14 protein-coding genes are annotated in these 12,685 nt (G+C 51.1%); 7 read left to right on the forward strand and 7 right to left on the reverse strand.

From position 1 onward, the window contains the following. Together istB and D9K61_RS05655 are read left to right on the forward strand one after the other, a co-directional pair. Positions 1 to 601: IS21-like element helper ATPase IstB (gene istB / locus D9K61_RS05650; RefSeq protein ID WP_120632286.1), on the forward strand; the 601-nt coding region annotated here is incomplete at its 5' end. A gap of 184 nt (positions 602 to 785) precedes the next feature. Then, positions 786 to 1,046, forward strand: coding sequence for a hypothetical protein (locus tag D9K61_RS05655; protein ID WP_120632287.1), 261 nt, complete (start codon positions 786 to 788; stop codon positions 1,044 to 1,046). A 57-nt stretch (positions 1,047 to 1,103) separates the two neighbouring features. Here the strand turns inward: D9K61_RS05655 and D9K61_RS05660 are convergent, their stop codons facing one another. The 3 genes from D9K61_RS05660 to D9K61_RS05670 form a co-directional block, all read right to left on the reverse strand. Then, positions 1,104 to 2,138, reverse strand: coding sequence for an AraC family transcriptional regulator (locus tag D9K61_RS05660; RefSeq protein WP_120632288.1), 1,035 nt, complete (start codon positions 2,136 to 2,138; stop codon positions 1,104 to 1,106). A gap of 449 nt (positions 2,139 to 2,587) precedes the next feature. After that, a complete protein-coding gene (locus tag D9K61_RS05665) occupies positions 2,588 to 3,514 on the reverse strand; it encodes an alpha/beta hydrolase (protein WP_120632289.1) in 927 nt (308 codons plus the stop codon). Positions 3,515 to 3,568: 54 nt separating this feature from the next. Beyond that, positions 3,569 to 4,495: an alpha/beta fold hydrolase gene (locus D9K61_RS05670; protein WP_120632290.1), complete on the reverse strand. Its 927-nt coding sequence runs from the start codon at positions 4,493 to 4,495 to the stop codon at positions 3,569 to 3,571. Between the two features lie 188 nt (positions 4,496 to 4,683). Between D9K61_RS05670 and D9K61_RS05675 the strand changes: the two genes are divergently transcribed. The 5 genes from D9K61_RS05675 (at position 4,684) to D9K61_RS05695 (ending at position 8,253) form a co-directional block, all read left to right on the forward strand. Continuing rightward, on the forward strand, positions 4,684 to 5,430 hold the full coding sequence (locus D9K61_RS05675; protein WP_216825759.1) for a dienelactone hydrolase family protein: 747 nt from the start codon (positions 4,684 to 4,686) through the stop codon (positions 5,428 to 5,430). A 381-nt stretch (positions 5,431 to 5,811) separates the two neighbouring features. Further along, on the forward strand, positions 5,812 to 6,105 hold the full coding sequence (locus tag D9K61_RS05680) for a hypothetical protein (protein WP_120632292.1): 294 nt from the start codon (positions 5,812 to 5,814) through the stop codon (positions 6,103 to 6,105). Between the two features lie 24 nt (positions 6,106 to 6,129). Next, the gene (locus D9K61_RS05685) at positions 6,130 to 7,047 is read left to right on the forward strand and encodes a RimK family alpha-L-glutamate ligase (RefSeq protein ID WP_162946771.1); all 918 of its coding nucleotides are present in this window, start codon (positions 6,130 to 6,132) and stop codon (positions 7,045 to 7,047) included. After that, positions 7,032 to 7,244 carry a hypothetical protein gene (locus tag D9K61_RS05690; protein WP_120632294.1) on the forward strand — a complete coding sequence of 71 codons (213 nt, stop codon included), beginning with the start codon at positions 7,032 to 7,034 and terminating at the stop codon, positions 7,242 to 7,244. Before D9K61_RS05685 ends, D9K61_RS05690 begins: the two co-directional genes overlap by 16 nt. A gap of 499 nt (positions 7,245 to 7,743) precedes the next feature. Further along, positions 7,744 to 8,253: a hypothetical protein gene (locus D9K61_RS05695; protein WP_120632295.1), complete on the forward strand. Its 510-nt coding sequence runs from the start codon at positions 7,744 to 7,746 to the stop codon at positions 8,251 to 8,253. A 43-nt stretch (positions 8,254 to 8,296) separates the two neighbouring features. Here D9K61_RS05695 and D9K61_RS05700 read toward each other — a convergent pair. The 4 genes from D9K61_RS05700 to D9K61_RS05715 all read right to left on the reverse strand — a co-directional run bounded on the left by D9K61_RS05700 (position 8,297) and on the right by D9K61_RS05715 (position 12,623). Next, positions 8,297 to 9,474 (reverse strand): IS3 family transposase gene (locus D9K61_RS05700; RefSeq protein WP_120632296.1). Its coding sequence is split into 2 segments (ribosomal slippage): positions 8,297 to 9,228 and positions 9,228 to 9,474, totalling 1,179 coding nucleotides; the frame shifts between segments, so codons are not numbered across the junction. A 48-nt stretch (positions 9,475 to 9,522) separates the two neighbouring features. Beyond that, complete coding sequence (locus D9K61_RS05705) at positions 9,523 to 10,980, reverse strand: DUF2235 domain-containing protein (RefSeq protein ID WP_120632297.1); 1,458 nt, start codon at positions 10,978 to 10,980, stop codon at positions 9,523 to 9,525. A gap of 358 nt (positions 10,981 to 11,338) precedes the next feature. After that, on the reverse strand, positions 11,339 to 11,536 hold the full coding sequence (locus D9K61_RS05710) for an AlpA family transcriptional regulator (protein WP_120632298.1): 198 nt from the start codon (positions 11,534 to 11,536) through the stop codon (positions 11,339 to 11,341). A gap of 94 nt (positions 11,537 to 11,630) precedes the next feature. Continuing rightward, on the reverse strand, positions 11,631 to 12,623 hold the full coding sequence (locus D9K61_RS05715) for a site-specific integrase (protein ID WP_120632299.1): 993 nt from the start codon (positions 12,621 to 12,623) through the stop codon (positions 11,631 to 11,633). Positions 12,624 to 12,685 lie beyond the last annotated feature (62 nt).

A 12,685-nucleotide genomic window follows, 5' to 3' on the forward strand; every position in this document is an offset into this window, starting at 1 on the left:
GATCGAGCGTGAACGCCGGATGATCGAACGTCGGATCAAGGCCGAAAAATTCCCGGCGACAAAAAGCCTGGACAGTTTCGACTACAAGGTTATCCCGTCGCYGAACAAAGTTCTGACCATGCAGTTGGCCCGCTGCGAGTTCGTCGGCCACCGCCAGAATGTCATCGCACTGGGACCAAGTGGAACCGGCAAAACCCATGTTGCATTGGGGCTTGGGCTGGCCGCCTGCCAGAAAGGCCTCAAGGTCCGCTTCATGACCGCCGCCGCTCTGGTTCATGACCTGATTGAGGCTGTCGACGAGCGGCGTCTGCAACGCCTGCAAAAGCAGCTGGTCAGCCAGGACCTGCTAATCATTGACGAGCTTGGCTTCGTGCCCCTCAGCAAAACAGGCGCCGAGTTGCTCTTCGAGGTCATCTCCCAGCGCTACGAGCGCGGCTCCATAATCATCACCTCCAACCTGCCATTCGACGAATGGACCGAGGTCTTCGGATCAGAACGCCTCACAGGTGCCATTCTGGACCGTCTGACCCACCACGTGCATATCCTGGAAATGAACGGCGAAAGCTTCCGGCTGCGACAGAGCCGCAAAGCCCGAAGCTGAAACACCAACCCGCAAAGGCTGAAGGGCTGGCCTGCGGCCAGCGCGCCCTGGCACGCGTCAGCTATATGACAAGCACACGCACCAAGGCGCAGCTAACTCCCAAACAAACTGACCAATTTTACACCGGGAAACTGACCCTTTTTGCGCCGGGATTGACACACACTCTACAGAAAGGAACGAGAAGATGAAAAAGGCAATGATTACAACCGCTACAGTGTTCGCACTTGTTTTGAATGCTGGAATGTCGATGGCGGGCCCGTTGCGTGACCACGGCCAGCGCGGACATGCACAGGATGTTCGCTCAACAGTTTCGCAAGTACACACCCATGCGGAAACGAAATCCAAAACCCACCAAACCACCATAGGATCTGGCCATAGCTCCGGCTTGGCGTCACAGCCTTCGGTCAACGACAATTGTGATGCATGCACCGATGCTTGGTCGTAAACGGGCTGAACTCTATCAACGGTTGCTTGAGACGGTGTTTCGCTCGACTAGCATCCGCTAAACGGTTCTCACACTTCCTGGTGATTGGCCCGTCCAGGTCTTGTAGGCATTGGTAAATGCCGCCTGATCAGAATACCCAAGCGCAAAGGCAATCTCGGAAAGGCTCAGCTTGGGGTCATCAAGATACTGCTCTGCCAGTCGTGCACGAACGTCCTTCAGCAGTTGTTTGTAGGTCGTGCCTTCTTTGGCAAGTTTGCGTCCAAGGGTACTGACACTCATTCCCAGCGTCTTTGCGATTTCATCCTGGGTTGGCGCATTAAAAGACAGTCGCGAGGTTATTTCGCCCTGCGCCAAAGCGCTTGTTTCACCGATTGCTGGCGGCAAATCTTTCATCAGGTTTTGGACATGCGTTTCAAGGTGCAACAGCAATGCGGGGTCCGTATCTTTGATCGCAATGTCCATTACTGAATTGTCGAACAGGATACCCGGAACGCGTTGGCCCTGTTTGACATGGGCTGAAAAAATACTGGAAATCTGTGCGTGTTTTTTCTCGGCCAATTCGTGCGGGAACCGTAACTCAAGCACCGGAAGGGGCGTCTCAGCCGCGATCTGAAGACTGGTCAAAAATGCGGAAACTCGAAACTCATTATGAGCTCCGTCCGAGCGCATCAACTGGGCGACGGAATCGATCTCCAGGAACATGCCACGATCTTCTTCATAGAATGACAGTTTGGCAAAGCCCCGTGCCAGGCGCGCGTAGGTCACAGCCTTCTCAATAGCCGCGCCAACGGTGGGAGAATTCAAAACGACATAGCTGAGAAGCGTCGTCTTTCTGGGGTTGAATGTTTGTCCGGCCGAGATCGCAAACAGGGGGTCTCCGGTCTCTTCAATGGCGAGTGCCAAAAGGCGGAGCTCGTTGCGGACATCAACAAAATTCGGCGGAGTTTCGTGAAGATCAACGGGCAGATTGGCCGATTTCAGCAGCGCCACAATATCTGAGCCGCAGTTGTCCAGAAGCCTGGCTATGTGATGCGCACCAAAACCTGGAACACTCCAAGATTGGCTATCAGAGTTCACCTTGCTCTCTTTCATGCTTATATGCCGCCCAAGACAAAGGCACCCTGCAAAATCCGAGCGCCTTGTGTTTTAGGAGATCATAGACACGGTGCAAAAGCTATGACAAGCGATCGTTTGTTGTCCCTGGAAGGTAAGGCACTTGAGGTTCTTCGAGCTTGACGTCTTCACAAACCTCACCCGGAGAATTTCAGAATCTTAATGAGATCGGGCGGCAGAATGACCATTTACGAAGCACGTTGCTAAGAACAGACACTGAAAGCTTCGACGAATTTCGCACAGTTGCCATTCGCGCACGAGCAGCGAATTTACGCTTTGTCCGCGTTCTGTGAGTTCGCTTGTGTTGAGATTTTGCGTTCGCAGCGAATGGCTGGTTCAACGGGCCGCGCCGCAGCATCTCGACCGGGTGGTGGAGGTCGGCTTTGGGCCGGATGGGTAGTTGTGGAGTGGTCTAGTCGCAAATCTCGCTAAGCCAATCGCAGACCGCCTGCAGCAGGTTCACGTCCAGCAATCACATCCCTGTCCAGATTGGAGACGAAAGTTGCTGTCAGGTCCTTGTAGAACCTCGGAGATTCAAAATACCAACGGTGGGAATCCGTCGTGCCATGTAAATCTGGACTGGCTTTATATAGGTCCGAACAATCGAGATTGACCACCTTTTCTGATCTAGCATCAGGCGCACCTACTCGACCGAGCCGCCGCGACACGCCAACGCGTTTGATCTCGGAAATAGATAGAACCTCATCATGCTTACTAAAGTAGTTTGTGATACGAGTAGCGCGTCGGATCATTGATCTGGAGTTTGCACTTCCATCTTTCATAGACTTACTTGATATGTCTGCGGCAACGAGAGCAATTTGGCTCATAGTCCAACTCGTCTGCGCGGTAGCATTGTCATCGTCAGCATAGTCAAACGCTTCTCGAACTAAAAAGGCGCCCATGGAATGCGCCAGAACATGAACGTTCACATCGCAGTCTGGCTCCTGCCTTTCGGCAAAGGGACGGATACCATAGCTCATTAGATGGTTTGCAGCGGCCCGCGCATCCAGGCGATCAAAGACATACTCCAAAGTTCGTCCGTTGCTCGGCCAATCAAAGCCAATCACAGCACCCTTAAAACCTGCTTTCTTTAGACCTTTTGTAATGTCATGGTGACGCCTCTCCATGTCCATGACTTCGGTGTTGTAGCCATGTACAAAAAAGACAACGTTGCCTTTCTTGTCGCTTGAGGCACCTGAAGCGGCGCGCACTTTCTTCATCCAAGCCGTGAACGACTCCTCATATTCTTTTGTGGGCTGTTCCTTGTCAGGAACGCAAAGGAACTTTGCGGGGCCAAGCCTATTACTGTACCCATCACCTGATCTTCCGCGGACGGTCATAAAAAAGTCGGTCATTTGAATTTCCTTTCTTGATAATAAATGATGCACCACGCCATGCGCGTGTTCGAGTCAACCCAAATCCATGAATCCTTGGGTTTCTTGCATAATTCGTTCCACGTGGGTGTAAGTCAAACCGTGCCCCGCCCCATGGATCCGGACGCTTACCTTATTTGGATTCCACTCGTCGAATAGATTTCTCGCGCGCGGCCAGGGTATTGTTCTGTCCGCATCTGCAAAGAGCGCTTTGACAGCAATGCTGTCACGTTCAGCAATGCGCTTGTGTTCGTCTTCCATTTCATTTGCGAGAATGCCCTTTAGGCACGCCAGCAGTGCTGGGACATAACCTTTATAGTCCAGCTCGCGGAACTGCCGTCTTTTAACTTCCCGGACGGGCTTTTTGTTCCAAAACCCAAACGCCGCTCTACGAAACTGCCATCTTAGCGGCACTGGCAATGCAAGTAGGATATGGGGGTCAAAGAGCTCCGGGCTCTCAAGCGCGATGTTACGAGCCTTTGGTGCGCGGATTTCCATCCCTGCAGGAGCAATAAGTAGGAGGCGATCTACGTCCGCGATGCGTCTATTGACAAAATGCGCAGCGATTGCGCCACCCATGGAGTATCCAATAATGTTCAAGCGCCTTTGACTTAAGCCAAGTTGGTCTAGGAGTTCGGTCAATTGGTCTGAATACAAATCAGCTGTATGGGCAACATTTGGCGGTCTGTCGGAAAAATTTCGACCATAGAGATCATAGGTTAAAACGTGATAGCCTAGATTGACGAACTCTTCCCTCAGCTGTTCCCACACGTAACTGGCCGTCGTCCAACCATGAATGCAAACTAGCAGAGGTCCGGTTGGGTCCCCGGCCAACTGATAGTGGGTTTGTCCATGTCGCAGGTGTTTGAACTTGCCCGGAGCAAGCTGTTGCCGGACGACTTGCGACATAATTTTGCGTTTTCTTTCTTTGATGCGCCACGCATCCTTTCCAATAAATCCCATGAAATTCCTGTTTCCAAATGTCGATCCACAGCGCCAAAGCCTAAAGATTTTTTTGTTATTTCAAAATATTTGTCTGCTTGGTTGAACATAGCGGTATCCGCACAACGCAGTCGAGTTTAGTCTATAAACTATCTAATTTATTGGATAGCCTCAATGTGCGTTCCAATCGATTTGTAGGGAGCAAGCCTTTGACACAAAATGATTTATTGAGTGGTTTTCATGATGCTGTTGAGATCGGAAATGAGATCAAGATACCCGTTTTCATAAGCGAGAACGGCGAGAAGCCCTTGATTATCCTCCATGAGCTTCCGGGCATGTCAGAGTCTTTTATCGACTACTGTCGCAGAATGTCTGACGAAGGCTTCAAGGTGTACATGCCGCTGATTTTTAAATCACCCGGTACAAATATGAACTCTGCTCAATCGCTTGCCTTTTGCGTGACCAAGGAGTTTCGCCGTCTGTTTGCAGCAAAGTCGGAGGCGGACAGTCGACCGTTTACAGGTTGGTTGCTTCACCTGATTCAGGATGTTGCCGACCATCATCCCGATGCTAAAATTGGTATTGTGGGCATGTGTTTGACGGGTGGGTTTGCCATAGCAGGGGTTGCGAGCCCACAAGTCACCGCTGTCGCCGCGTGCCAACCCTCGTTTCCCTTTTTGTGGAATATCAGGTCTTTAGGATTTTCGGATGCGGATAGAGCGCAAATTGAAGCCGGGGCCGCCAACAAGGTCCTGCCGTGCGTCAAAGCGTACCGCTATAGTGGTGACTGGATCTGCAAAGAAGCTCATATGAAGGCTGCAAAGGATATTCTCGGTACAGCTCTGGAGCGATACACACCTGACCTTCCGGGAAAGCACCACTCCACCCTGACTTCAAATTCAGCTAGCCCCGCAGTTTATCAAGACGTTCTCGAGTTTCTGAACCAACGAATCTAAGTAGTTGCAACACCCACCCGCGATTTTGAGCGCCGCATCAGAGCGGCTTTTGTCATAGAAAAATGAGCTTCTTAGCTAAAAGACCAAAATTGGTACCGCTCTTCTAATCACGTGCAAAATTTCGGGTACCCCCATTTCTCAGTGGTGGGAGCAATCTGAAACAAAGCAAACGCAGCGAATGTCTGGAAAGCGGGATGCAGACGCGGCATCTGAGTTCACTGATGAAAGGCCGCTAAGGGCCGCTACCAGTCAATTTTAGTGTTGAGCAGTGGCCCATATTACGGGGGACTGCGTTGTTCGTTACTGCAGCTTCAACCACCGTATTCTTTTTCGCTGTGACGTGATATGGTTAGAGCATTAAGAGTGGCAAGGTGATTCAAAATGAATGATTCAAAATTCACGACCTTAGTGGTCGGCGAGGAAGATCCCCCCATAACGACGCTAGCGCTCGGTGAAGAAGAGCCTGCGCTTACAACAATGGCGAAAGGTGAGGAGGACCAAGAGGTTAGGGTTTCTGGGGATCTCACAACCATGGCAGTAGGCGAAGAAGACCCACCTGTAACAACTATGCCGGTCGGAGAGGAAGAGGGCATCGTAACCACCTTGGCAGTGGGCGAGGAGGAAGAGATAGGTGGCATCACAACGAAGGCTCTCGGTGAGGAAGACCCGAAGTAACCCTTCGGGCACTCTTGTTTAAGCTTGATACTTGTTGCTGGCGGTCAACTTGATCCAAACATTGGGCGGTTCCTCAAGCGTCTGATCGAACTTGATGTACCTTTTAAGGAGCTCATTGTAGGGCCGGATTGCAATCCAAGTATTGCTTTCGAGTTGGGTGATACAGCTCTGAATATCGATGGTGAGCGGGTCCACCCAACATCAGCCTTCATCAGGCACGATGTGTTCTGGTCTCAACAATGCCGTGATAAGGGTTACCTACCGTCAGTTGCGCTAAATTGGTATTACGCCATACGTGGATGGATGCTGAGCAACGAGAAAATACGTTGTTTCAATAGATTTTCCTCTTCCAGCGAAAACAATAAGATCTTCAATCTGTGTCATGCTAGGAAGTGTGGTCTCCAAATAGGTGAGACCTTAGTCGCCACCCTCTCATCAAGTGACATCGATCGTTACCTGGAAATCGAAGCAATTGTGAAACCGGTTGCTGGTGGAAGCCTAACCACCGAGCTTAGGTCTTCCCTGTCGTTGTCCAAGCCACAAACCGGTCACGCGCCTTCGGTGGATTATCCCCGCTTTGTACAGAAGAAGTTAGATCGACCCGAGGTGAGAGTCTTTGGTGTCGGAGATCAAGTGTTCGCCTTTAGCATAACAAGCGTAGACCTAGATTATCGTGAGAGACACCAAGCAAAAATCGAAATGATAGTGCCACCAGAGGAAGTCGTGCCTGGACTGAAGAAATTGGCTGGCATTCTTGACCTAACATTTTACGCTGCAGACTTCATGCGCGATGATGCCAAGAATCTAGTTTTCTTGGAGATCAATACGCAGCCAATGTTCGTCGCGTTTGACAATATTTCTGGAGGAAGAATAGCGGATGCTGCTATTTCTTTCTTGGAGCCGAGTATTGAACGAGGAGGTAACAAGTGCTTGATAACTTGATCGTTTATGAAGGAGTAGGGGCAACTTTGGAAGAGGCACTTCGCGTTGCGCACGCAAAGGTGCCTCCTCCGGGACCGGGCAAAGACTACAATACTTCACGGGTGGTGGAGTCTGGTGTTCAGTTTGGCGGCATTACGGGCCAGACGGTGTTTTGGGTGCGATTGATTGAGGAGCCTTACTCGGAGTTCAAGACGTGAAGCCAATCATGATCAAGAATTCGCTATGACGCCCACTGCAGTTGGAAGTTCCTTAGAAAGGCTTGCTAGTTTTGGGTGTGGCGGAAACTGTCTAGCCCCTGTTTCTGGGCCACTGATCAGGGGTTTCTCTAATAGCGTTTCCTCGCCATGCCCAATCGTCTTTTCGCGGCCAATGTAATGGCCCAGCTCTAGGGGGGAAGGACACCCAAACTTCTGCTTTGTGCCGCTGACGATCCGCAGCGTGATGCGGCAAGCCCAGGTGCCGCGCCGCCCCTGAGGTCCGCTGTGAGCCCAATTTAACTGATGCTGCGTTTGGCATGAATCCCGGTATCGTACCGAAAACCGAGATTGGCGAAGGTGAGGATAGCTCAAGGCAATTGCTCACGCCGCGCCTCTTACTCCGCGGAACAGTCGACTCGACCCGACTCATAACAGTGTATAGCATTTGGATTGAGCTAGCCGATTGTTTGACTAGAAGAATGAACAGCGAGGGTTTTTCATGCCAAGATTTGGTGTTCCGGTCGAGTACAAACGGATCGACACACTACGCGAACTTGACCTGCTTTTCCTTCCCAATGCTAACCGTGAGCAAGAAGCTGCGATTTTCCTTACGTCCAAAACCCAAAATGATTGGTCCTCGTATGCTCTCGACCTAACCAAATCTACTTTTGACGAGTTTGTTGTCGAGATTGAGAACAATGCGTTTGCCGCGTCTGTAGGTCAAGACTATGTCGTAAACATCGACAATCTAGGCAGTGGGTCGAACTATTGGGACGGTCATTTTGCACGATTTCCTCCGCTCGTTTTGGGTGAAGGGTTCCGTGGTGTCTTGATTTATGATCCGTATCAGCAAACCCATTTTGGTCAGAGAGTTATCGTTGATATCGAAAGTGGTTCCTATTTGAATCCGGATCACATCGAGCACTTAATATACTACACCGATTGGTCAATAACTGTAGGAAATCAGCAGGTGTTTCAGGCAACGAATGCACGGACTTCTGATTCATAGACCACTCGCAAAAGGTGTGACCCAGCCCCCTGATCCGGGTCGTTCAGGTGTAGAATCCGTTCCTGTTTCTTTCTGTTGATATGGTTGCAGTCAAGGCCTGCTGAGCGGAGCCCTTGCGTAGCTCAAGCGAGGCAGGCCGGGTGGCTCGGTTGAGATTGGCGTAGACGGCAGGAGCCAGCCCGCCAAGCGATGTATGCGGTCGTTCTGTGTTGTAATCGATCCTCCAGGTTTCGATGATCTTTCGTGCCTCGGCGAGGTTGCCGAAGATGTGTTCATTCAGGCATTCGTCACGTAGGCGGCCATTGAAGCTTTCGACGAAGGCGTTCTGCATGGGCTTTCCTGGCGCGATGTAGTGCCAGCCGACGCCAGTATCCTGGCACCACCTCAGCACCGCGTGGGATGTCAATTCCGTTCCATTATCGGAGACGATCATGTCGGGCTGGCCGCGCCGTCGGATCAGATCATCCAGTTCGCGGGTCATCCGCGCACCTGACAATGAGCGATCCACCACAGTTGCCAAGGCTTCGCGCGTGCAATCATCCACGATGCACAACACACGGAACCTTTGGCCATCAGCAAAGGCATCAGAGACAAAGTCCAGTGACCAACGCTGATTGGCGCGATCAGGCACCAGAATGGGCCTGCGTGTGCCCAGAGCCCGCTTGCGCGACCGTCTGCGACGGACTGCAGGCCCTTCTTCGCGATAGAGACGGAACAGCTTCTTGTGATTCACTTCGAACCCTTCTCTGGCGAGCAGAATGCCCAAACGGCGATACCCGAACCGGCGACGCTCATTCGCCAATTCGCGCAACCGATTGCGCAGGGCCTCATCGCCCTGGTTCTGCTTCCTGTACTGAAAGACCGATCTATGCAGATCAGCCAACTCGCACGCCCGACGCTCGGACAAGCCGTGCCGGTCCATCACGTCCGACACGGCCCGTCTCTTAACGTCAGGCGTTAGTAGTTTTTTGTCGCGAGGTCTTTCAGCGCGGCATTATCAAGCATCGCGTCCGCCAGCATGCGCTTCAGCCGATTATTCTCATCTTCAAGCGCGCGCAGCTTCTTCGCGTCCGACACATTCATCCCGCCGAACTTGGCTTTGTATTTGTAAAAAGTCGCGTCGCTGATCCCATACTTCCGGCACAGCTCCTGCGCCTTCACCCCGGCTTCGTATTCTTTGATCATCCCAATGATCTGTTCGTCACTAAATCTGCGTTTCATAGTCCATCCTTTGCTTGGACGGATTACTAACACCTCAATGGCCCGACTTCAGGGGGCTGGGTCAAGATTCTTGGCAGACTTGTCAGTTTTTTCCGTATAGTAATGTTTCGTATCATGATGATCCGCCAATGCTTCCGGACGATACGGTTTTACTTCCTCCATTTGAGGCACTGCACCCGCTTCCAGTCTTTCCAAGACCGTTTCATGAAGGGTGCCAACTTTCACTTCTCTCAGCTTTCTTGGCCACTCCTTTCGGATTGGTCCCGCCGAAAACATAATCTTTTCTTCGTGTTGAAGCGATCTAGCGTCCGGCGAAGTAACCAGCTTTCCGTCGTTGATTTGAACCGCCGGAACACATTGCTTGAGTTCATCGATCATCCACTTCAGAGCAATATCACTCAGTCGCGACTCTATTTCAGGGTAGCTGCCCCCGATATCACTGTGGCAACCTGCAAACCAATACTGTTTCATCCATGGCAGTTTACGTCCCTCTGTTTTGGCAGCCTCACTTAAACTACCCCACTGTACACGTGGAAAGTCCGCTCGATGCTCATCAATAGCCAACGCATGTCTTGCGTACTGAACATCTGAATCAAGATACTTATCGTAGTTCTTTTGGTTCCATACGGCCCAGTGGCCATTCTTCCAGATCGATAACCAATCACCCGGATTACTAAATCGCAGAGGCCGTTCTGGGTCTGGTGAAAAGTACTTGAACTGACCCATAAGTGTTTTCACGAGCCAATATAGAGTTGCAGCTGCAACAACTCCTAGGAATACCGTGAATACCCAGTGCATTCCACCGTAGATACTCCCCATGAACAACACGAGTAAGACAATCGATGCCCCCCAAACGAACACATTTGCTTTTCGATTTCCGAGCGCTGCCACTGTGTCAAAAACACCCACAAAAGTAGGCTGTACGTTGCCCTGCTCAAGCGCTTTTTCACCTTCGGCGTTTGATCCATACTTTCTACGAAACCGGCGAGCCTTTTCTTCGCGTTCGTCCTCATAGAGACTGCGTTTTGATCCAGCCCCATGGTTATACACATACTTAACAGCATCGCTTGCGATCTTGCGCAGTTTGGTCCCGTGGCGTGGCACAGGGCTACCGTCTGGCATTTGAGTTGGAACACCACAAAGGTTAAGGACATTCGTCACTGCTCTTGCCGTGTATGCTCCCCGCGAGAACCCAAATACACAAATCCTATCACCGGGTTCGTAGCTAGAAATGATTGCTTCGTAGCAATCAATCACGTTTTCATCGATACCGGTTCCTACAGCGGCCTCCAGCATAGTTCGGGTCTTTTTGAAGGTAATACCGTCGATTTCTCCAGCACCTAACCCTGGATCGTAAAATGCATATTGCTCTCTAGGACTAATTGGTGAGTCCGGCCCCGGCCGCATTGCCCGAAACATTTTGTAGACATTTGACAGCCTTTGATCTGGGCGCAGCCCTCCCATCTGCCCTGTGCCATCAGAGAAAATGAGGATGTTCTTCGGCATTAAAATCGTCCTTTGACGTAAATGTATCTCAAAAAGTTCTAAAACACCTGATTGCTATTCATAGCACATCAGGCATTTAGCGCCAATTTAGTAGGTTCCCATTGTAGCTGACTGTGTGGAGATTGCTCTCACCCGCGCAACGAACTCACTTTAGCGGTTCAATAAATGCAGGAACGCCATATCCGCTTAAGAAACAAGTTTCTAGAATTTCAGAGTGCGTCAGAAAAGTGGTGATCGCAAAGCCTAAAGTACATTTGATACGTCGCAACAGCTTTCAAAACTATCAACATATCTAAATCAAACAGAATAGGCATGTCGGATGGCCGGGTTTGCAACCCCGGCCACCCAGCTCCTGAAATCAGGAGTGTCGGTTTGGTTCTTCTCGCTGCGCCAAACGTTCTTCAAGCCAGTCTAGCACTTCACCCTCAACCCAGCCCACCCGGTTCGGGCCCAGCGGTACCCGCTTGGGGAATTGGCCTGCCTTCTCCAGCCGGGCTATGTGTTGTGGTGAGTACAGAACAAGCTCCTTCACCTGACGTTTTGAAAGTATCCTCATCACGATGTCTCCTTGATTGGAGAGCAACGCGATGCCCTCGGTTACGACAAATCTCCCGAGAGGTCATCAAGGTATCAGCTAATTGTCGCGCTGGCTATCGCGCCGTAATGGAGGTTAAATGCTCCTCATATGCGATCAGCGCTACTCGCATCTCTTCCAAAAAAGTATAGCGGTTGTATATTGCCGCGACACCGCTCACCTGTGACCGGTGGTCAATTATTTGCTCAGTAACATGAAGTGGCACTCCAAGCCGTGCCATCGTGCTGGAAAAATACCGCCGAAAATCATGCAATACCCAATCAGCCACCCCAGAACGTCGATCAAGGCGCGCCTTAGACTTAGACCATCCGTTGAACACGAACGGCTGTTTAGGCAGGTACGCTCCAAAACCTGTAACAGGAATGGTATGCGGCCGTTTGCTCTTCATTACACTTGTTGGGAATGTCAGCATGTCGCCCTCAACCCAATCCGGGTGAAAGCGCCAAATCTGATTGCGCCGCTGCCCGGTCATGAGCAACAATCGAACGATATCGGAGTATGGTGCTTGCTCAACATGCCATATTGCAGCCACTTCATCGTCGGATAACAGGCGGTCGCGAACCACAAATTTCACTTTGCGCCGCATGAATGGATTGCGATCATAAAATCCATGATCAATGCACCAGTTGAAGAGTGCCTTGAGCGCCTTGATCTGGTTGGGATCAGCTATATTGGTGGACACCACATCAAGTTCGGTATCTGCGATGTTTTTGAGCGCGTAGTGATACCGCTCGACAGTGGTGGGCCGCAGTCGCAGGCGGCAGTCTGCCAAAAAATTCTCGCGCATCTCGCCAAACTTGGGGCTGGTGCGAACTGCAGGCGGCGCAGCCAATAGCTGCCTAGCGGCAATGCGGGCATCTTTCAGAGAGAGTTTTGGCCATTTGCCAAGCGTTTTTAGGCGGCGATCTGCCCCATACATCACGAAGAAAGACTTGGATCGAACAGAGCAGCGTATGCCAAATCCTGGCAAGGATGGATCAAGGTGCTTTACGCTTCCCTTTTCTGGATGTGCGAATTTGCGAATTGATAGCTCGGTCAAAGCGGCCATGTCATTTTTGTCTCGTTTTTGTCTCGCAAATGTGATGCGTAATCGCGGCACTCAATGATCTT

This window comes from Ruegeria sp. EL01, assembly GCF_900313035.1.
GTDB lineage: Bacteria > Pseudomonadota > Alphaproteobacteria > Rhodobacterales > Rhodobacteraceae > Ruegeria.

What these genes read in the sequence shown, in the direction of transcription:
- D9K61_RS05655 (WP_120632287.1), top strand. Translation starts at nt 786, where the DNA reads ATGAAAAAGGCAATGATTACAACCGCTACAGTGTTCGCACTTGTTTTG.
- D9K61_RS05660 (WP_120632288.1), bottom strand. Translation starts at nt 2,138, where the DNA reads ATGAAAGAGAGCAAGGTGAACTCTGATAGCCAATCTTGGAGTGTTCCA.
- D9K61_RS05665 (WP_120632289.1), bottom strand. Translation starts at nt 3,514, where the DNA reads ATGACCGACTTTTTTATGACCGTCCGCGGAAGATCAGGTGATGGGTAC.
- D9K61_RS05670 (WP_120632290.1), bottom strand. Translation starts at nt 4,495, where the DNA reads ATGGGATTTATTGGAAAGGATGCGTGGCGCATCAAAGAAAGAAAACGC.
- D9K61_RS05680 (WP_120632292.1), top strand. Translation starts at nt 5,812, where the DNA reads ATGAATGATTCAAAATTCACGACCTTAGTGGTCGGCGAGGAAGATCCC.
- D9K61_RS05695 (WP_120632295.1), top strand. Translation starts at nt 7,744, where the DNA reads ATGCCAAGATTTGGTGTTCCGGTCGAGTACAAACGGATCGACACACTA.
- D9K61_RS05705 (WP_120632297.1), bottom strand. Translation starts at nt 10,980, where the DNA reads ATGCCGAAGAACATCCTCATTTTCTCTGATGGCACAGGGCAGATGGGA.
- D9K61_RS05710 (WP_120632298.1), bottom strand. Translation starts at nt 11,536, where the DNA reads ATGAGGATACTTTCAAAACGTCAGGTGAAGGAGCTTGTTCTGTACTCA.
- D9K61_RS05715 (WP_120632299.1), bottom strand. Translation starts at nt 12,623, where the DNA reads ATGGCCGCTTTGACCGAGCTATCAATTCGCAAATTCGCACATCCAGAA.